16 protein-coding genes are annotated in these 20,583 nt (G+C 58.5%); 9 read left to right on the top strand and 7 right to left on the bottom strand.

All coding sequences use genetic code 11. From position 1 onward, the window contains the following. Positions 1-20: 20 nt before the first annotated feature. Complete coding sequence (locus M9Q49_RS30435; RefSeq protein ID WP_254513071.1) at positions 21-2,120, bottom strand: protein kinase domain-containing protein; 2,100 nt, start codon at positions 2,118-2,120, stop codon at positions 21-23. Positions 2,121-2,380: 260 nt separating this feature from the next. Between M9Q49_RS30435 and M9Q49_RS30430 the strand changes: the two genes are divergently transcribed. From M9Q49_RS30430 to M9Q49_RS30405, 6 genes are all read left to right on the top strand, one after another. Continuing rightward, positions 2,381-3,979 carry a DUF1549 domain-containing protein gene (locus tag M9Q49_RS30430; protein WP_254513070.1) on the top strand — a complete coding sequence of 533 codons (1,599 nt, stop codon included), beginning with the start codon at positions 2,381-2,383 and terminating at the stop codon, positions 3,977-3,979. A 123-nt stretch (positions 3,980-4,102) separates the two neighbouring features. Beyond that, positions 4,103-5,401 (top strand): DUF1501 domain-containing protein, encoded by a 1,299-nt coding sequence (locus tag M9Q49_RS30425; protein WP_254513069.1) that lies wholly within the window; start codon positions 4,103-4,105, stop codon positions 5,399-5,401. 111 nt (positions 5,402-5,512) lie between these two features. After that, complete coding sequence (locus M9Q49_RS30420) at positions 5,513-6,565, top strand: WD40 repeat domain-containing protein (protein WP_254513068.1); 1,053 nt, start codon at positions 5,513-5,515, stop codon at positions 6,563-6,565. 106 nt (positions 6,566-6,671) lie between these two features. Beyond that, positions 6,672-8,111, top strand: a complete 1,440-nt coding sequence (locus M9Q49_RS30415; RefSeq protein WP_254513067.1) for a DUF1501 domain-containing protein — start codon at positions 6,672-6,674, stop codon at positions 8,109-8,111. A gap of 99 nt (positions 8,112-8,210) precedes the next feature. Continuing rightward, positions 8,211-8,432: a DUF350 domain-containing protein gene (locus tag M9Q49_RS30410; RefSeq protein ID WP_254513066.1), complete on the top strand. Its 222-nt coding sequence runs from the start codon at positions 8,211-8,213 to the stop codon at positions 8,430-8,432. A gap of 320 nt (positions 8,433-8,752) precedes the next feature. After that, positions 8,753-9,031, top strand: a complete 279-nt coding sequence (locus M9Q49_RS30405; protein ID WP_254513065.1) for an SHD1 domain-containing protein — start codon at positions 8,753-8,755, stop codon at positions 9,029-9,031. A gap of 15 nt (positions 9,032-9,046) precedes the next feature. On the opposite strand, the gene M9Q49_RS30400 is transcribed toward M9Q49_RS30405, so the two are convergent. Continuing rightward, on the bottom strand, positions 9,047-10,030 hold the full coding sequence (locus M9Q49_RS30400; protein ID WP_254513064.1) for an SHD1 domain-containing protein: 984 nt from the start codon (positions 10,028-10,030) through the stop codon (positions 9,047-9,049). 582 nt (positions 10,031-10,612) lie between these two features. Here M9Q49_RS30400 and M9Q49_RS30395 point away from each other — a divergent pair. Then, on the top strand, positions 10,613-11,722 hold the full coding sequence (locus M9Q49_RS30395; RefSeq protein WP_254513063.1) for a hypothetical protein: 1,110 nt from the start codon (positions 10,613-10,615) through the stop codon (positions 11,720-11,722). Positions 11,723-11,784: 62 nt separating this feature from the next. Here M9Q49_RS30395 and M9Q49_RS30390 read toward each other — a convergent pair whose 3' ends face one another. Genes M9Q49_RS30390 through M9Q49_RS30380 form a run of 3 tightly spaced genes read right to left on the bottom strand, consistent with a single transcriptional unit; the run spans position 11,785 to position 15,759 of the window. Next, the gene (locus M9Q49_RS30390; protein ID WP_254513062.1) at positions 11,785-13,653 is read right to left on the bottom strand and encodes a hypothetical protein; all 1,869 of its coding nucleotides are present in this window, start codon (positions 13,651-13,653) and stop codon (positions 11,785-11,787) included. Positions 13,654-13,664: 11 nt separating this feature from the next. Continuing rightward, positions 13,665-15,476 (bottom strand): sodium/pantothenate symporter, encoded by a 1,812-nt coding sequence (locus M9Q49_RS30385; RefSeq protein ID WP_254513061.1) that lies wholly within the window; start codon positions 15,474-15,476, stop codon positions 13,665-13,667. Then, positions 15,469-15,759, bottom strand: coding sequence for a DUF997 family protein (locus tag M9Q49_RS30380; RefSeq protein WP_254513060.1), 291 nt, complete (start codon positions 15,757-15,759; stop codon positions 15,469-15,471). Before M9Q49_RS30380 ends, M9Q49_RS30385 begins: the two co-directional genes overlap by 8 nt. A gap of 383 nt (positions 15,760-16,142) precedes the next feature. On the opposite strand from M9Q49_RS30380, the gene M9Q49_RS30375 reads away from it, so the two are divergent. Then, the gene (locus M9Q49_RS30375) at positions 16,143-17,228 is read left to right on the top strand and encodes a DUF1559 family PulG-like putative transporter (protein ID WP_254513059.1); all 1,086 of its coding nucleotides are present in this window, start codon (positions 16,143-16,145) and stop codon (positions 17,226-17,228) included. A gap of 3 nt (positions 17,229-17,231) precedes the next feature. Next, positions 17,232-18,266 carry a DUF1559 family PulG-like putative transporter gene (locus tag M9Q49_RS30370; protein ID WP_254513058.1) on the top strand — a complete coding sequence of 345 codons (1,035 nt, stop codon included), beginning with the start codon at positions 17,232-17,234 and terminating at the stop codon, positions 18,264-18,266. Between the two features lie 7 nt (positions 18,267-18,273). Here the strand turns inward: M9Q49_RS30370 and M9Q49_RS30365 are convergent, their stop codons facing one another. After that, positions 18,274-19,962 carry an amidohydrolase gene (locus M9Q49_RS30365; protein ID WP_254513057.1) on the bottom strand — a complete coding sequence of 563 codons (1,689 nt, stop codon included), beginning with the start codon at positions 19,960-19,962 and terminating at the stop codon, positions 18,274-18,276. A 74-nt stretch (positions 19,963-20,036) separates the two neighbouring features. After that, the gene (locus M9Q49_RS30360; RefSeq protein ID WP_254513056.1) at positions 20,037-20,471 is read right to left on the bottom strand and encodes a response regulator; all 435 of its coding nucleotides are present in this window, start codon (positions 20,469-20,471) and stop codon (positions 20,037-20,039) included. Positions 20,472-20,583: the final 112 nt, after the last annotated feature.

Genomic DNA, 20,583 nt, shown 5'->3' with positions numbered 1-20,583 from the left:
TCGGGCTTCCTGAAGACGGGCTACGGATACGGCGCGTTGATGGCTTCGGCGATTTTCCAGGCGAAGTCTTTGCCGTCGAACGCTGTGGCGGCGGTGATCAGCCGACTGCGGTCGCGAATGTTGTCTTCGGCTTCGACACCCATGCCTTTGCGAGTGGCTTGCGTGCGGGCAAAGTCGGGATGGTCGTTGACGTGCGGGCCGCCAGCCACGCGGCGGTCGGCGCCGAAGTAACCATGGAACGCGGGCACATGCTGGCCGGCGCAGATCGCGGTGATCGGTTTTTTCTGTTGCTGAAATTCAGTGAGCAGCCGACGCACCTGGCGGCCAGCCGAACCGGTGCAGAGCTCGGGAGCTTTGCCGCCGACGAAGATGATCGTGGCGTAGTCGGCGGCCTTCACCCCATCGGACAGGGCCAGATCAGGCGTGATGGGATCGGGCGTGGCATCGCCCGGAAATCGTAGAAAGCCGACGGGTTCTTTCTTCTCAGCGGCTGTCACGAGTTGGATGGAACGCGGCAGGTTGTTGCGCGTGTTGATGTAGTCGGGATAGTAGAGTTCGTTCTGCGGCAGGAGCATCAGCACTCTTTTCGGACTCGTCGGCGTCGGCACGACATTCTTCTGATTGTTTCCCTGCGACTGTTTTGTGCTGCTCTGGTTTTTCTTCGTCACCTTCGGCGGTGTAGTTTCGTTCTTCGTCTGCTGTTGCTCTTCCTGTTTCGGTACTTCGTTTTGCTTGGCAATCGGCTGCTTGCCGTTATTGCCAAGGAGAAGCCAGGCACATGTGGCGATCATCAACACTGCCGTGCCGGCAGCGCCGACCCACAGCCAAGGAGAAACGTCTTCGGTTTTCTTTTTCGGTGCAGGCAATGTCTTGCTGGGCGACAGTGACGGAGTTGTAACGAGGTCGAGCGAAAACTCTTCGGCGGCAGGAGCGGTTGTCGCGTCAGCAACGGTCGGCGACGGCGCGACGGCAACTTTGACTTCACTGTTTTGCGGCGCAGTCGCTGCAGGCCGGGCATTCGCGATCGGTTTCAATGCCTTCGCCAAATCAGCAGGGCGAGCAAAACGATCGGCGGGATCCTTGGCCATCATCCGCTCGAGCACGGCGATCAGTTCTTCGGGAATTTCAGGCCGGCGGAGCCGAATCGGCGTGGGCTCGCACGTTTTGTGGGCGTGCAGCTTGTCGAGCATCGTGCCGCCGATGAACGGCGGTTCGGCCGTGAGCAAAAAATAAAGCGTGCAGCCAAGGCTATAGATATCGGCACGAATGTCGGCCAGGTGTGCGTCGGTGGCTTGCTCCGGCGCGATGTAATCGGGCGTGCCGAGGAGCGAACCCGCGCGCGTGGCATCGGCGGGGCGCTCCGGTAGTTCTTCGATCACGCCTGGCGAACTTTGCAAAGCCTGGCTGGCAAGTCGCGCGAGGCCGAAGTCGAGAATCTTCAAGCTGCCATCGCGCGTCCGCATCAAGTTCTGCGGCTTGATGTCGCGATGGATCATTCCTTTTTCATGCGCGTGCTGCAGTCCGTTGGCGGCCTGACAAATCAAGTTCGCCGCGACATTCGGCGGCAACGGCCCCTTGGAGGCAACGAACCGATCAAGGCTCATTCCTTCGACGAACTCCATCACCAAAAAGTGGAGATCACCGGCCGCGTCGGCATCGTGGGCGGCGACGATGTTCGGATGCGAGAGCTTGGCCGCGGTCTTCACTTCGCGCTCGAAGCGCTCGAGAGCGGCTGGACTGGAAACGAACGCCGGGTTGATGACCTTCAGCGCGACCAGCCGTTCCATCTTCCGATGCTCGGCTTTATAAACCGCCCCCATGCCGCCGGCGCCGATCAAACCAAGCACGCGATAGCGAGGATGATCCTTCAAGGCTTGCGGAATCTCGCGCGGGCTGGCCGGTTGGCTGGGAACCGTTTTTTGATGAGCCCGAAAGCCGCTGGTCGCCGCTTCGCGAGCCCGAATCATCAGCGTGTCGTCGGGCGTCGCGGCCAGCAGTTCGCAGCAGCTGTCGCACCCGGCCAGATGCGTTTCGATGGCCGACATCTCCCCCGGCGAAAGCCGCCCCTGCCCATAGGCGAGCAGCGCTGCGGCGGTCGGATGTGAAGTGGTCGCGGCCATCGGGGAAAGGCGGAAGTGAGAAGTCAGAATCCAGAAGGAAAGACGCTTACATGTAATGTACTGCCGGGGATGGACCTTTCAGAGATTTTTTGCTTTTTCTGCCTCCCCAGCCCCTAGTTCTCAGCTCCTAGCCCGTTCCCCACCTTTTTCACCAGATTCTTCTTTCCCCCAGCCGACGAGATTCATTAGACTGGCATCTGTCGCAGTTGATGCGAGCCCGCCAAAAATCCCGCCTTGATTGCCTGGCCGAGGTCCCTCCCATGCCCGTCCTGGTTTGTTGCCGTTCGCTGGCTATTGGTTTGGTCATTTGCTGTTCGGCGATCGTTGCCGCGCAGGATTCGCTCCATCAGCGCATTGATGCCGCCATCGAAGCCGCAGCCGGCGGTGAGCTGGCTGCCCCCGCCGACGACTCCGAATTCGTTCGCCGCATTTATCTCGATCTCGCCGGCCGCATTCCCACGCGCGACGAAGCGGCTGCCTTCATCGACGACAAAGACGAGGGCAAGCGAACCAAGCTGATCGACAAGCTCCTCGCCAGCGACGATCATGTTCGCCGCCTGGAGCAAGTGCTGCACGTGATGCTCACCGAGCGCCTCGGCGATCACGAGGAATGGCGGAAGTGGCTTCGCGAATCGGTGAAGTCGAACAAGCACTGGGATGTCTTCGTCCGCGAACTGCTCAACCCCGATGCCGACAACGAAGCGACCCGCGGCAGTGCGCTGTTCCTCTCGAAGCGACTCGAGAGCTACGGCCAGAATCCGGTCGATGTGCCCGCCCTCGTGCGCGACGTTGGTCGGCTGCTGCTCGGCGTCGATGTGCAATGTGCTCAGTGCCACGACCATCTCTTCATCGATGAATATAAGCAAGAGCACTACCACGGCATGTTCGCCTACATCAGCCAGGTGGGCTTGCGGACCGATGTGAAGTATCCCGCCGTTGTCGAGAAGCCGCTGCTGAAAAAAGTCGAGTTCATGTCGGTCTTTGTCAAGGAACCAAAAACCGTCGGGCCGAAGTTGCCGGGGCTCGAAGAAGTCTCGCTGCCGACGTTTGAGAAGGGACAGGAATGGGAAGTGGCTCCCGATCCGAAAACGAAGAAGCCCGGCAAAGTGAAATTCAGTGCGCTAAAAAATCTGTCGGAACAATTGCCCGTGCCGACGAATTCGCTTTTCAAAAAGAACATCGCCAATCGACTGTGGTGGCTGATGATGGGCCGCGGTCAGGTTCATCCGCTTGATCTGATGCATAGCGCGAATCCAGCGTCGCATCCTGCCCTGCTCGAACTGCTGGCCGATGAACTCGCCGGGCACGAGTTCGACATGCGCTGGCTGCTTCGCGAGCTGGCCCTCACGAAAACGTATCAACGGAGCACGCTGGCGAATTTTGAAACCGACAAAGTGCCGCTGCATTCGTATCGCGTCGCGCTCGAAAAGCCGCTCTCGTCGGAACAGCTCCTGCAAAGCATGTTGCAAGCCACCGGCATGGCGAGCACCGTTACCGAAGCAAAACCGCTCACCGAACTGCAAGCCAAGTTCGACAAGGCCTTCGCCCTGCCTGCTCGCGAGCCCGAAGTCGAACACGCGCCGTCAGTGCGGGCAGCGTTGTTTCTTTTGAACGATCCCAGCGTCATCGGCTGGCTCAAACCCCAGGGCGACAACCTCGCCGCCCGTTTGGACAAGCTCACCGATGGCAATGCTTTCGCCGACGAACTCTATCTCAGCATTCTGACTCGCCAGCCCAGCGCTGAAGAGAAGAAAGCCGTCGCCGACTATTTAACCAAACACGCCGATAATCGGCCGGAAGCGATTCGCACGTTGGCGTGGAGTTTGCTCGCTTCGAATGAATTCGGGATCAATCACTAATGTAGGGTGGGTCGAGTGACAGCATTTGAAAAATGCTGTCGCGAGGCCCACCATGAAGTGCAAATCAACGTCGATCCGGTGGGCCTCGTGAGTGCACTCGACCCACCCTACGGAAACGCGACTATGCAAAACCCCCTCTGCAAGCCCTGGGAACACACCCTCTCGCGCCGCCAACTTCTCGGTAGCGCGCTTGCGGGAAGCGCGGCGCTCGGCGCAAGTACCATCGGTCCCCACAGCCTGCTCTCGCCCGCCATTGCCGACGAAGTGAAGAAGAAGCACAAGCAGGTTCTCTTCGTTTGGATCGACGGCGGCATGAGTCAGCTGGAGAGTTGGGATCCGAAACCGAACACGCTTTTCGGCGGGCCGTTCCGGGCGATTCCGACTTCGGTCCCCGGCATTCACATCAGCGAGCTGATGCCGAAGACGGCGAAGCAGATGCATCACCTGGCGGTGATTCGCAGTGTTTGCACCAAGGACAATTCGCACTCGGCGGGTGTCGCGCGGATTCAGCGCGGCGATCCGAAGAATCGCGGCGTGACTTATCCGTTCTTCGGCAGTGCGGTGGCGAAATTGCTCGGCGCTGGCGACAGCGGCTTGCCTCCCTATGTTTGGATCAAGCCAGGCAGCAGCGGTTTCATTCACACCGACGCCGGTTTCCTCGGCCCGAAGTACGGCTGCATTGCCTTCGGCGACGGCAAGCCGCCGGAGAATCTGCCCCTCAACGCCGAGATCACACCCGAGATTGATGAAGAGCGCAACGAACTTCGCAAGCTCGCCAACGCGAAATACGCCGAGGGTCGGCGCAAGCAAGTCGGCGATGCGCAGGGATATGTCTACGACGTCGCCCGCACGCTGATGAAGCGGCAGGATTTGTTCGACACTTCAAAGTTCGATCCGAAAGACATCGAGCGCTATGGCACGCACGAATTCGGTCGGCACATGCTGCAAGGCCGCAAAATGCTTGAGGCCGGAGTGACGTTCGTCAAAGTGAACAGCTACGGCTGGGACACGCACGGCGACAATTTCAATGGCCATCTCAGCCTCATGCCGCGGTTCGATCAAGCCTTTGCCGCGATGATCGAAGATCTCGCCGAGCGGGGCATGCTCGAGCACACGCTGGTGATCACCATGAGCGAGTTCGGCCGCACGCCGCGGATCAACGGCCACATCGGCCGCGACCACTGGCCGGAAGCGTGGTCGGTGGCGATGGCGGGGACGGGTCTCAACCGCGGCATCTGCGTCGGCAAAACAAACGACGTCGGCACCTACGTTGACGGCGACGAGCACGATATCGGCCACCTCTTCCACACGTGGTATTCCGCTCTCGGCATCGACTCGAAGAAAACCGAATACGACAACATGGGCCAGCCGTTGCCGCTGGCTCACGACGAAATGCACGCAGTGAAGGAATTGCTCTCGTAGGCAGGGACTGGGAACTGGGAGCTAGGGACTGGGGAAAGACAAGATAGTTTTGTCTTCGCATTTCCCCAGCCCCTAGTCCCTAATCCCAAGCCCCCCACAGGACCCCCAGCCATGATCGAAACTCCCGAACTCCTCAAAAAATATCAACCGAAGCAATTCAAAGTCCTCGAAGCCGATCCGCAGGTTTCTACTGCGCGGTTTAGCCCGTGCGGCAAAGTGCTCGTCGCCGGCGGCTACGATGCGAAGGTTCGCCGCTGGAATTTCGAGACGGAAGAGTTCAAAGAACTGCCGGCGCTCGAAGGTCATCACGGCTGGGTCGAAGGGATCGCCTTCCATGAAGATCAGCTCTTCACGGCCGATTCGTGGGGCAAGCTCGTCTGCTGGAAAAGTCTCGTTGGCGAGAAGCCCGAGATCGTCTGGCAGAACGAACAAGCTCACGACGGCTGGGTGCGCGAATTGGCCGTTAGCGCCGATGGCAAGCTCGTCGCCAGCACCGCCATCGATCACAAATTGAAAATATGGTCGACGGCGGACGGCAAGCTACAGCACGAAATCACCATCGCCGAAGATCCCCGCGTCGTCCGCTTTCATCCCGATGGCACGCTGCTGCTCGGCGATGCGAAGGGGATCGTGCATTGGATCAAACCGAGCGGCGAACTGATTAAGAAGTTCGACGGCAGTGTCCTCTTCGTTTTGTCGCGGTTGCAAGATTGCGGCGGCGTGCAATGCCTGGCTCTCGACAAGGAAGCGAAAACGCTCGCGGTCGGTGGCGTGGCGCCGAAGAACGGCGGCACGGTGGTCGGCATTCCCACGCTGCTGATCTTTGATGTTGCCACCGGCGAACTGAAAACAAAATTTACGCTCGGCGCCGAGCAGGATGTGAACGTCTGCGATCTCCACTTCCACGAGGAAGGGTTCCTTTCGCTCATCACCTACGGCACGCCCGGCCAGGGGCAGCTCATCTACGTGCGGCCCGAAGAGAAAGCCCCGTTCCTCACCGAAAAGAAGCTCGCCAATCCCCACAGCATCAGCTGGCACCCGGACGGCAAGCGCTTCGCGGTCGCCGCCACCAACGCCGGCAGCAACGGCAACGGCCGTCCGGTGAAAGACGGCAAGTACCTGTCGAATAAATCCCCGATCCACCTGTTCGCGATCCCTTCGTAGAAGATGTAGGGTGGGTCGAGCGGTACTCCGCGAGGCCCACCATGGTTTGCGGTGGGCCTCGCGAATACGCTCGACCCACCCTACGGTCGCGCAGGAGCTGAAAAATATGCACGTCCACCCTCTTACACGCCGCACTGCCATTCAGGCCGGCAGCATCGGGCTCCTCGGACTCGGCATGAATCATCTCGCTCCGCTCATCGCGGCGGGCGACGAGTTTCCACCTGCCGGCACCAAGACCAAGCGGGCCAAAGCAGTCATCTACATCTTTCTCTCCGGCGGCCTCGCTCAGCAGGATAGCTTTGATCCGAAGCCGAACGCTCCCGAAAGTGTGCGCGGCGAATTCAAACCGATCAGCACCAAGACGCCCGGCTTGCAGATCTGCGAACACCTGCCGCTGCTCGCCGCCCGCTCCGACAAGTGGGCCGTCGTTCGCTCGCTGACGCATCCCTACAACGAGCACTCGCAGGGTCATCATGTGATGCTCACCGGCCGCTCGCCGATGCCGGTCGGCTTTAATCCGTCGAAGCCGATGCCCAGTGATTGGCCGTCGATCGCTGCCATTGCGAACGACGCGATGCGCCCGGCGAATAACCTGCCACCAGCAGTCGTATTGCCAGAGAAGCTGATTCACCGGACGGGCCGCGTCATACCCGGGCAGTTCGCCGGTTTGATGGGGCCAAAGCGCGAACCGTGGTTCATCAGCGCTTCGCCCTTCAATGCGAAGACGTACGGCGCTTATCCGACCTACGAATTTCATCACGAAACGGGCCGTGCCGATTCGAAGCTTGATTTTCAAGCGCCGAATCTCGCGCTGCCGCAGGGCCTATCGCAAACCGACTTTGCCAATCGCCAGCATTTACGCAAACTGCTCGACACGCAGCGCGGAGAGCTCGAAGCCGCGGCCGGCGTGCAACAGTTCGATCGCTTTCGCCAGTCGGCCATTTCGCTCCTCGCCGATCCGAAGACGCAGAGCGCGTTCGACGTGACGCTGGCTCCCGAAAAACTGCAAGACGCCTACGGCCGCAACAGCTTCGGCCGCTCGCTGCTGATGGCCCGGCAACTCGTCGAAGCGGGCGTGTCGCTGGTGCAGGTCAACCTCGGCAACAACGAAGCCTGGGACAATCACCAATCGATCTTCCCAAACCTCAAGAATTTCCTCCTCCCGCCCACCGACCAAGCCGTCTCTGCCTTGCTCGACGATCTAGAAACGCGCGGCCTGCTCGACGATACGCTCCTCGTGATGGCCGGCGAGTTCGGCCGCACCCCGCGCGTCTTCGGCCTAACCGGTTCGAAGCTTCCCGGCCGCGATCACTGGGGCGCGGTTCAAACCGTCTGGTTCGCCGGCGGCGGCGTGCGCGGCGGCACGATCATCGGCAGCAGCGACCGCATCGGCGGCTATCCTCACAGCGATCCTCAAACGCCAGAGCAAATGGCCGCCACCATCTACAGCGCCTTAGGCATCCCCGCCGTCTCCGCCTGGCGCGATGAGAGCAATCGGCCGCATCATATTTATCACGACGATGCGATTGTAGGGTTGAGAGGGTAGGAGAAACTATTCACCGAAAGGTTGAATGCAATTTATTGAATTCCTTGGGACGCGTGGTAGCATAACCCTCTCAATAGACCTGCCACCACCGAGGGATTTATGTCGATATTCACGGCCTACGCAATTACTTTTGGCTGGGCGATTGTCGGTTCGATTGGAATGGGGCTCGGAATCATCATTGCCTTGAAATTGTTTGACCTCTCGACTCCCAAAGTCGACGAATGGCAGGAAATCAAACAAGGCAATATTGCCATGTCCATCGTTCTGGCAGCCGTCATCATCTCCGTGGGAATTGTTATCGCCGGAGCGATCCATCCATGAGGACTGCTCTTGTGATTTTGGCACTGCTGCTATCGCCTAGTGTCGCAGTCGCTGGGGGCACATGTTCCGGTGTTAAGGGCGGCTGTGGACGCAGCACGTACGCTAGCCAACCACGCAGTTCTGCTCCGAGTTCAGGCGGTGTTCACGTTTCAGGATATACACGAAGTGACGGGACCTATGTGCGGCCGCATACGCGCAGCGCACCGGGCACCGCGGTCTTATCGCCCGACCCTCCAGAACTCCCTGCCGTTCGTGTTCGGACTACAGCGCGTACGACGGCGCGATCCTCGGCCTGGACAGGCGATGTTACCGACATCAGCATGATGGCGCCCGTTGTGGAACGGTCCTTGCCGCGCAGCAGTGCTCCTCCGAAAGTCGAGCCGCCAAAACAAACTCGCCCTATTCCCGCATCTGCCGATGATCCACTGCTTCGCGTATGGACCGACCGCACCGGCAGCTTTACCGTGACGGCTCGCTTTGGTGGAATGCAAGGAACGCTGGTTACGCTCAAGAAGCTTGATGGCACGCCAATCAAACTTGAATTCGATCGCCTTTCAGAAGCAGATCAGGCCTGGATCAACGACAGACGACGTCAATAAGCTTGGCATCGCTCGCTAATGTTTCAGTGAGTTCAAAAATTCCTGGTCAATCACGGAAAGCCGTTCGGTAGGGACCTCGATTACTTTGCCGTCTTCCTTTCGCAGTTTGACGACACCATTGGTGAGACTGACGAACGACGCCGTGACCTTAAAACCGCCAGTTGCGTCTTTCCACTCGCGAGGGCTGTGATAGTCGTAGGCAGAACGTACGGGCGAACCAGCAATCGTAAACGACAATGCCAAGTCAGAGTTGGCGATCGATTCAAGCTTGTGGCCGTCGAAGTTATCCGTTCGATTTTGGCCAACGTTATCAATTAGCCACTTCGAAGCGCGCGGCCGCGCAAGTGTCACTGTAACAGCAGCGATTTCCCGTTTGGCGACCAATTTCGCGGGCTGGCCGTCGAGTGAGGTAATGTGGAGTTCCATTCGGCGCATGGCACCGCGGTCGTCGCCAATAACGTCAACTTCGACGGAATGTTCGGGCAGCATTTTTGACAAGTGCCAGGTGCGTATGATCCTTGCTTCTGGGATATCAGGCAGGCCATTCGGATGCAGCGTTGGCTCTGGGCCAGTGAAACCAGTCGCTCGCAGTTGAGCAACCACATCTGTGCTAACAACACTCGCAATAGGGAGCCCATAGTTTCGGTCGAGGCTCGTATACAACTCTGCGCTTGCGGGCTCGTTAGCAAGAGAAAGAGTTGGCTGAGGAGTCTCGGTAGCAATGTCAGGCGGCGGGGGCTTTGGCGAGACCGCTACATCCAGCGGCTGCTTACTCTCTGACGCGCTGACAATTACTTGAGACTTCTCTTGGTGAGGAGCGATGCTGGGGCGAGGTTGAGGCGCATTGCCGGAAGACAAATAAGCAATGCCGCCGCAACATACGAAGAGCGTCACTATACCAATGCCGACCAACGTCAGCAACGTCGAGATGCCTTGCAGGCAGCCTGATGAAGTTGCTTGCAACACAAATTTCTGCCCGCACCCTTGGCAGCGACGCATCGTGCCAATTGATGTGCTGCGAGCATTGAATTTTAAACCGCAATGCGGGCAGTACCCCGTTCCCATCCCCATTAGATAACTCGGCAGGTGATCGACAGATAAAAATAGTGACCAAGGACCAAGAGTAACATCGCTCTCAAATTAAAGGGTCTTCTATTCTACATGCATTAAGGCTGGGAAACATTCTTTCCTTGGACGTCATTGTGCGCAGCACGAAAAGGTAGCCCGAGCCGTGAGGCGAAGGTTTGGGCGAGTGGAGATGGCTGCCACCAGCGTGCGGCAGCACAACGGATGCGGGGGCGAATCGATCTTTGCGAATAAACCGCCGCCGCGAATGGTGCTGTCGCACGCTGCCATCTTTTGAGTCCTCTTGCCCAAACCCTCGCTCACGCGTCGGGCTACCTAATCAAACGGCCTGCAGCTCACACCGGTGTGATCCATTCATTCGGAACAACCGGTTCCACATCGCTGGCGCAACGTTGCGTTACCTCTTCTACGAATTGACAATGAATACTCCTCAGTGAGAGTAGAAATAGGCCTTGGCGGCGATTGACCAATTCGGGGACGGCTGAGCACTACGATATGAGCGGGTTTAGCGTTCCCATTTTCGTCCGTCACAACTCGTTTGCCACGGGCGAGCCCTGCCTGCCGTATACCTGCGATGCTTGCCGGCATGCATTCGTCGATACGGAGCCGCGCACGGCTGTCGGCAGCGTGCTGAGCCCCTTCGATATCTTGCCGGCCCAGTTTGTGCAAAAGCGGACCCAAGAACGCGCGGCTCGCAACTTAAAACGCTTGCTCACCGAACCGCATCTGGCCGCTTGCCCGCGCTGCGGTCATTTTCAAAGAGCGACCGTTCGCTACGAACAACGCAAGCAGTTGCTTGGCGACATCGGCACGACGGCGTACTACATCATCGGTCTCACCGTCATCTTCAGCGCCATCGATTACGTCAAGCACGGCGGCAAGGCGATAGAGGGAATCGGCATCATTGCGGGATTCTGCGTACTGATCGCCGCCGTCGTGATTGCCGGCCGCTGGCTGTTGTGGAAACCCAAAAAGCCCGAGGCGAGCCCGAACGATCCTTATCTCTACGTGCGGCAGATGCCTGACTACCAACAATTGTCAGGCGCGGAGCAGGCCGAAGCGCCAATCGGCACTCCGTTGCCCGTGACGCCGATCGTCAGGTCGACTCGCACGGCGAGAACCATGCACCTGGCCGCGGTCGATCGTTGTCGCTGGGAAACGATTTATGGCGTGATGGCGATCATTGTCGGCGCGGCCTTTGGTGGGTCGTTTCACGGCCGGATGCTGAACTTCGATGGCGAGCAGATGTTGGAATTGTTGCTCCTGCCTGCCATCGTGGGTTTCACAGCGGCCGGCATGATGTACCTCTTCGTTTCGGTCGCCGCGACGAATTTCGCCTCGCCCCAAGAGAGCGACGAGGAGTTTGAGTCCTATCGCGCCAGCCGACGCGTGCTGACCGTCAAACCCCAAGCCAAGCCACCGCTCGATCCGCTGCGGGCCTGGCAGCTGTCGAAGTTCGCCACCCTGGCGACGGCGGCAGTCGTGACTCCCCTCACTGGCTTCATTGCCTTCAAAGGTAGCTTGAGCTGTGCCGGCTTGATGGTGGCTGGCGAAGCCTTGGGTTGGCTGGCCCTGACGTGGTTCTTGAACCGTAAGGCGAAGTGATTCTGGGTTGATTGCCGATTTTAGATGGCAGATTGCAAATTGAGGGAGGTCGCAAATACGAACTACTTCACTGCAATCCGCACGACGCGATAGACCAGAAATCCCGGCGCAGTGAATTTTATTCTGCGGTCTTTCACCTCAAACTTCAGCGGCTTGCCCTCCGACTCTTCGGGTGACAGGGCGATAACCTCGCGCACCTCGGCGTTCTGCGGCAGAATCACATCGCACTCGACTTCATCGCAGGCGATCGGTTTTTCATCCTTAATGCCGCCGCCGGGACTTGGTTTGCCATCCTTGCCGCGGGGCGGTTCCTCGCGATTGTAGTTGACCAGGTGCACTACCAGGTCGGGGGCTTTGTTGCCGAGGGTGAACACCTGCGACATGGATGCCCGCACGGTGTCGGGAGCCTTGAACTTGCTTCGTTCGGCAGCGAGAACTTTTTTCACATCGCCTTCATTGCGAACCACGTGCTTGTATTGCTTCACTGCATCTTCGTGCGATTTTTCGTCGCTGCGAACGTCGAACAGCACATGCGCATCGAGCAGTGCATTGGCGTTCTTCTTGAAATCATCGACGGCGCCGACGTTGCCGTCGAAAACTTGCGTCCGCGGAAAGAGGACAACTGCCTCAGCCTGCGAACGAGCGGCGTGATAGATGTCGTTGTGCTGCTTCATGAACTGAAAATACCTGGTGATCACTTCGCGCGCGGCAGGATCGGTGAACCGCGTATAAAAGCCCATCGGCGCACCGCCGTTCGCGGCCAGTTCGGCGATGGCAGCGCGGATGCGGGTGTTTTCGTACTTGCCGAGTGTGAACGGCTTGTCGTCGAACATGCCGCGGATGTAACGGGCCTGCAGCGTTCCTTCGCCGAGATAGCCTTCCTTTAGATCGGTGTAGCAGGCGGCAGCACCGGTGCTATACCACAGATAGCTCTCATCCTTGCCCCACAACTCGGCGGGGAGCAGGCAGCGCTCGTCGCCGGCGATCTGGCTGAAATAACTAATGTGATTCCACTGGGCCGTGATGAGATCCTTCTTCAAGCTTCGGCCATAGTGGTGAAAGACCTCGTCGAAGACCTGCTTGTTCGAAATCTGCGACCAGCGCAGCATTTCGCGCTTCAGCGGCGTCGAATCCGCAACCGGGTGCCAATAGCCGATCTCGCTAAACTCGTGCCTGGCCAGATCGGCGATGGCGAACTTCTCCTTCAATTGCTCGGGCGTGTGCCGCTCGGCGAGATACGAACGAAAGCTCTTTTGACAATGCTCGCAGTGGCAATCGTGGCGATAGAAATAGTTCGCAATGAAGCCATCGACGCCCCGATCCACGCCACGTTTGACCCATGCCTTTAGTACCTTCTGCCAATGCGGATTTCGCAGGCAGGCCCAGTACTCGCGCATTTTGCCGATCTCGTAACCCTTTTGGCCGATCGGCATGCCGTCTTTGCCGCGCTCGAGCAACTGCAGCGGATCGGCGACCGGTTTCGGGCCGAGTTCCTTCTCATCCCAGAGCTCGTTGTAGAACTTGAAAAAACCAGTCGGCCCGTCGGGTGATTCCGGATCGCCGACGAGAAACTCCACATTCAAATGACCAATGACCTTGCCGCCGCGGGCATGAATCTCACGATTCTTCTCTTCAAACCAAGCGCCACATTCGTTGATGCCCCGCAGCGGAAAATGCGCCGGGTAACCCTTGTAAACGGGCGTATGGACGAGGCTGTAGAAGTGCGCACCATACTCGCCAAGCTGCACAATCTCTGGCTGAGCTTCGGCGATGAAATTGAGATATTCCGGATGATCGTACTCGTGCCAATGGGAGACGAGTCGCGTGAACTCCACCTGCGGCGGCGCAGCAGTGGTTGCCTGCCCCTGCGCTGGCGAGACACTACTGACGACGAGAAGCAACCAAGCAACGTTGGCCAGCCAGCAGCGCATGGGAAGAGTCCTTACGCGGGAGAGGTTTTTAAATGGGGATCTTCTTGCGGAGCATCAAACAACGGCGCGACGATATGCTCGCTCGGCGGTTCGGTGCAATAACTCACGACCGTGCCGACAATCGAGGAGACGAGCACGCCGAAAATCAGCGGTTCCAAACCGGCCGGATAATACGGCCGAAAACCCGCTTCGGGGCCGATGGCATATTGCGGGAGAAACGGAACCCAGGATGGCGGCAGCGCACCGAGGACGTAAAAGAAAATCATCGTCACTGCGCCGCTGATCATCGCCGCACCCACGCCAGTTGCTGTCGCTCGCCGCCAATAACAGAGCATCAAACAGGGCACAATGAAGCATGCCCCCGCGCCGCCAGAAGCGAAGACGACCAGCGTTTGCAAATAAGCGACCGGCTTGATGTTCAGCGCCACCGCGATCACGCCAACAACCAACATGCCGAACCGCGACAGCCGTTGCAGTTCACGATCGGTCGCGTGCGGATTGATGAACCGCTGATAAACATCGCGCACCAGACCCGAGGCGATCACCACAAGATAGGAACTGACCGTGGCCATGATCGCCCCGAATGGCGCCGCGAGAATTACGCCCGCGAGCAGCGAGCCGCCGGGCAAGCCTTCGGTCATGCTCATCGCCATCCGTGGAATCACTTCGTCCGACTTTTCCAGATCCGGCATCAGCGTGCGAGCGCACAAACAGATGCAAATCAGCGGCAGATAAATCCCCAGGTTGTACGCACACAGCAGCACAATGCTACGCCGCAGCGTCTTCGTATCCTTGCAAGCCATGATCCGCGTCACGCTCGCCGGCGAAGCGAAACCAGTGGCTGGCCAGAAGAAGAAAAAGGAAATGGCCAGCGACAGCGGCAAGTACTGATGGTCGGGATTTTTCGAATAGCCAGGCCCAGAAATGATCCGCAGTCCGGCGTTTCCGTCGACGGGTGGTCCATGCGATAGCCCCTTCGCAAGTCGTGCCTGGGGAATATTGTCCGCGGCAATTTGCGTACTCTCCACCGCACCGCGCGAGGCATTTTCTAATCCACCCACCGCGTACAACGACAGAACCAGCAATGCTAACACGCCGATGAACATCATCACGCTTTGAAACAGGTCGGTCCAAACGGCAGCCAAAAAGCCGCCGATCAACGTGTAGCCCACAACCGTGACCGAAAACACTCCGAGGCCGATCCAATAGAGGATCTCTTCGCGCTGGGCTTTGACTTGATCCTTCGTCTCCGGCGAAACCGCATCGCCGTCTTCGCTGAGCGACAGAAACTCACCGCTGGGCGCTGCGAGCTTCATCACCGTCGCGCCCGCTTTGAATTGCGCGACCATCATCGACGACATAAAGACGATGATCAGCAGCGAAGTGATCAGCCCCAGCGTCGGGCTGCCGAAGCGATGCCGAAACAGATCCGGCATGGTGATGGCGCCGGTGTGCCGCGAAATATGGGCGATTCGTTTGCCGATCAAACCAAAGCCGGTGATCGGCACAACCATATAACTGCCGATCCACAGCGCCACAATCCAGCCGTGTGAATAAACGAGCGACGGGAAGCCCATGAACGTGCCGCCGCTTTGCACGGTCGCGGTCAGTGCGACGGCCCATGCTCCCAAGCCGCGGTTGCCGAGAAAAAAGCCTTTCACGAACGAGCTTTTTTTCACGACGCGCTGGGCCAGCGTTCCCAGCCAGACCGACGCCGCAATGAAAATCATCAGCGCGATCAGCGTGCCATAGTTCGCGCCCTTGCCGGCAGCAGCGTTGGAAGCAGCGGTAGCTTGGCCCAAAAGTAGAGACAACTCAGGCATCGAACAGATCCTCTTCTTCGCCCGGTTCCACGCCCAGATCGACGTCGGTCATCAGCACATTGGCAATCAACAGCGAGAGGAGGGCACACAGCACCCACGGCAGCGCCACACCCCAAAAAATCCAGGTGGGAAATCCCAGCGTGAAGTGCAACTTGTCGGGCGTCGCGCCATAGCCGTTCCAGGAGCAGAACCCGATCGACCAGGTTCCTGCCACCACCCACAAACTGGCCACGATCAAGGCTTCGCGCCGCGCGCTCTGCAAAATGGGATGAGGAGCTGCCATCAAGTTGGTCCGCAGTACACAGGTGGGAAGCGGAGAGGCGGGAAAGTCCGACCGAATATAAGTCGCCACGCAGCGCCGAGCAAGGAAGACGAAAACGCCAAGAAGGTAGCCCGTTGCGTGAGCGAGGGTTTGGGCGAGTAGACTCTCGATCCGGCAACGTGCGACAGCACCATCCGCGGCGGCGGTTTAATAGCAAAGTATTGATTCTCCCCCGCATCCGTTGTGCTGCCACACGTTGGTGGTGGCCATCTCCAATCGCCCAAACCTTCGCCTCACGGCTCGGGCTACCTTTTTGCTCGCTGCGCTTCGCCAAGCGTGAGCGAGAAGTATACTAACGAGCGGCTCTTCTCAATCCTCTCTTCTCATCTCGAGGACGGCCTGCGATGCGTGCTTACGTCGTTGTGGCGGTGGTGCTCGTCATTCTGGCAGCAATCATTTTTCCCGCCGTTCAGGTCGCCCGCGAAGCGGCGCGGCGAATGCAATGCGGCCACAATATGCAGACGCACTGCTTTGCGCTCGCAAGTTATCACGACTTATTTCATTTCTACCCCCACGGAGCGCAGAACCGTCCGATGGATGCGGATCGCGAAAAAATCTCCTGGGGCCGGTCGTGGCTCGTCGCGCTCTTGACCTTCGAAAACGGACATGATGAATTCCAGCAAATTAACGCAGCCGAGCAAACCAGAGCAGGCAGTTGCTACACAAGTACCGAGGTCCGCTCGGTTGTCTCCGGCAAGAAATTCATGTTCTTCGTTTGCCCTTCCAGTCCGCTACCCGAATGGCAAACACTGACCGGCGGCAAACTGCAAGTTCCCAGTTATGCGGGAATCATGGGGGCGACTAATGAATCCGGAACGAAATGGGAAAGTTTTACCGATTCGCGAATTGTCGGCGCACCCTACAGTGGCCAGGCTGCGGGAAACGGCATGCTCGTCATCAATGAGTGTTTGCCGCTGGCCCTCGACGGCTGGGCCAACACGATTGTGATTGGTGAGGTTTCGGACTGGTATTTTGACGACGCGGGAACCAAGCGCAATCCCGCGCTCAGCATTGGCAATGCCGGCGACATCGCCTTCGATGAAGAAGCCGGTTGGCTGGCGGGGAACAACTTGCGCTTTATCGACAACCCGCGTTTCAAAGAGAACGCAGAGTTGCCCGAGAAAGTCGCACTGTATGTCTATCAGGACGGTCCACCCATTCTGAACAACAGTGTCTGCAACCTGATCACCATCGATCAACCGATCGGCGCCAACAATCGCGGCGGCGCATCCGACAAGGCACCGAATTGGGGAACGAAAGGAATCGGCCGTTGTGGTTTCAACAATCCACTTCTCTCCGCCCACCCCGCCGGCGCGATGGTTGGCTTTCTCGATGGGCATGTGATGCTGCTGACGAAACAAACATCACTGTTGATCCTCAAAAAGCTGGCCTGTCGCGATGAATCATTCGCGGGCTGCGATGGATACTGATCAATGCGTTACACCCCTTACATCGTGATCGCCGTCATCGTGCTGCTCGTCGCCGCGGCGCTACTTCCCGCCGTGCAAGCTGCCCGTGAAGCGGCGCGGCGGATGCAATGCGGCAACAATACGAAGCAGCTGTGTCTAGCGCTGCAGAACTATCACGATACGTTTTTATATCTTCCCTACGGAGCGCGGAATCGGACGCATGGCGCGGATGATGATGTGCGGGTCTCTTGGGGTGCATCCTGGCTGCTGTCCACCAGGCCGTTCATGGAATGCGCTAGCGACTACGACAAGACGTACGCGGCCAGTCTGGCAGCCGAAGCGAACGATTATGTCAGCCCGGCGATTCGCGGTGTGCATCACGACCGCAATTACAAGTTGTTCCTCTGCCCTTCGAGTCCGTTGCCGGAAACGCAACAGTTGAGCAATTTCAAATTAACGGTTTGCAGCTATGCGGGAATCATGGGCGCGACGGACGAACCGGATCAGTTGATCGATGCGAAGGAGCGTTTCTGCGCCGGTCCTTTTGGCGGCTGGGCTGCGGCGAATGGGACGCTGACAATCAACGATTGTGTGACGTTCGAATCCTGCAAAGACGGCACGGCGAACACCATCATCGTCGGCGAAGTTTCGGATTGGTATTACACCGATGCTGGTCAGCGGCGAAACACGGCTGTCAACATCGGCGATGCGGGTGACGGGTTCCACGACGCTGCCGGTTGGATGGCGGGGACGAATCTCGATTTTGTGGTCGAGAAAGATGGCCCGGCGATTCCCGCGAATCGCGTTTGCAATCTGATCACGATCGCGCATCCCATCGGCAGCAATAATCGCCACGGCAAGCACGACTCAGCTCCCGATTGGGGCACGCTCGGCATCGGCCGGTGTGGTCTCAACAACCCGCTCCTCGCCGCTCATCCCGCCGGCGCGATGGTCGGGCTTCTCGATGGCCATGTGCTGCTGCTCACGAAGCAGACTTCCATGCTCATTCTCAAACGCCTGGCCAACCGCGACGATGGCGGTGACATTCCCGATTTTTAAGAAGGCTCTATTCCACGTTCCGTGGATGTACCGTTTTCCCTTCAATGACCGTGCGTACCACGGCGATATCTTTGATTTTGCTCGGCTCTACCTGCAGCGGATCAGCGCCCAGCATCACAAAATCGGCGAGCTTGCCGGGCGTGATCGAGCCTTTGAGATTTTCTTCAAACGAAGCATGCGCGCCATGCAACGTGCAGATGCGCAGCGCTTCCGCTGGCGTGATTCGCTGATTCTCTCCCCACGCGCGACCTTTGTAATCGGTGCGCGTCACCATGCTTTGCATTGCCATCAGCGGTTCGAAGGGACCGGGAACGTAGTCCGACGCGCCGGCGACTTTGATCTTGTGATCGAGAAACGAACGATGGGCGAACATCGAACGCGTGCGCTCCTCGCCGTACTGCGCCCACTTGTCGCCGTGATAATAAACGTAGGTGTAGAACGGCGTGGGAATGGCGCCGAGCCTGGCCATACGTTCGAGCAGCGGTTCGTTGATCAGCGTGCAATGCTCGATGCGAAACCGCGGGTCAGGCCGCGGATGAAATCGATTTGCTAACTCATAGGCGTTCAGCACCATGTCGATGCCGACGTCGCCGTTGGCATGCACGCCCACTTGCCAGCCTTGCTCGTGTGCGGCGAGGACTTGCTCATTCAATTTGTCTTGCGTGGTGACGAGCAAACCAAAGTCGTTCGGTCGGCCGATGTACGGCTTGCTCATTCGCATCGTTCGCTCCGATGCAGAACCATCGGCGTAAAGCTTCAAGCCGCCGATCTTCAAAAACGAATCGCCAAAGCCGCTCCGCAGACCTGCGGCGACCCAATGATCAAACAGGCTCGTGTGAGCCAGCACATACACGCGAAAAAGTAACTCGCCGGCCGCGCGCGCGTCTTGATAGGCGAGAAAGTTCGACTTATCCGCATCCGCATCGTGTACCGAGGTAAGACCGGCCGCTGTCATCAGCTGGGCGATCACCTTCACGCCGTCACGGGCCTGGCTGCGCGAAGGAATCGGCAGGCGCTTGATGCGATCGACCGCTTTTTCGGCAACAAAACCACTTAACTCGCCCACTTCGGTTCGGCCAAACTTGCCATCGGCTGGGTCGGGCGTTTCCTTGGTTATTCCCGCGCGTTCAAAGGCCAGGCTGTTGTAGATTGCCGTGTGGCCGCCGCGATGCGTCACGCGGATCGGATGTTTTTGCGTCGCTTGATCGAGATCGCTCTTCAGCAACGGTCTGCCATCGGCGAGCTTGGTATCGTCGTACTTAAAGCCGATGATCCAATCTCCCTCGGGGGTTTTCGCCGCCTGCGCGCGAATAGCCGCCACGATTTCGGCCACGCTGCGCTGATCGCAATTGACGTACATCAAGTGCTCGGCGCCGGCCGCGGCGGGGTGCGTGTGCGCATCGATGAAACCGGGAACAATCGTCATTCCCTCGGCATCGATTACGCGTGTTCGCTTCGTGACGAGCGATTTCACTTCGTCATTGCTGCCGACGATGCGAAAGCGGCCCTGAAAAACTCCGAGCGCTTGCGCCTGCGGTTGTTTTTCATCCACCGTGTGGATGTTGGCATTGATGACGGCCAGATCGAGGCCATCGAGCATGTCGGCTGCGTGCAGCCAACCGGCGCCGGATTCGCCGATGAGACCGGCCGCGGCAAGAGCGGATATTTGCATCATCCGCCGACGAGAATCGAGCATCACAAATCTCCTTCATCACTGGCAGGACGTGATGGAGGATTGTAACGCAGCGCAGAACGAATTACGCGAACGAATTACGCTAGCGCCGTTTGCGCCCGACGTTGCCGCAGTTCTTCCAGGGTTTTCCGCCAGCGTTCGGTCTTGCGGAACGAATCGGCGAGAATTTCGAGCAGCGGTTCAAAGTCCAAGATCGGTTTGAAGTGCAACGCCTCAGCGCCATTGCGCAGCGAGTCGAGCACCGAGTTCATGCTCACCAGGCCGGTCAACATGATCACCTGCACGCCGCCGTCATAACGCTTGATCTCTTTCAGCAGCTCCAAACCATCGGCGTGCGGCATGGCGATATCGAGCAGACAGACTCGGGCGTTGCTCGCGTGCAACACCGACTCGATCGCATCTGGATCGCCGCAGCTAATCACCTCATACCCTTCGTCACCCAATCGCTGAGCGACCAGCCGCAGAATGGCTGGGTCGTCATCAATATGCAAAATCGTATGTTTCTCGTTCACTTCAGCTTGCCCCTGAAATTGTTTGCCCCAACCGAGCGGCATATGCCTGCCGTTCGTGCTTACACAAACTTAGATTCCGTGAGAAAAAACGGGCGTCAGAAGACGCGGCAAC

Source organism: Anatilimnocola floriformis, assembly GCF_024256385.1.
Lineage (GTDB): Bacteria > Planctomycetota > Planctomycetia > Pirellulales > Pirellulaceae > Anatilimnocola > Anatilimnocola floriformis.
This window is presented reverse-complemented; position numbering and strand designations above follow the sequence as displayed.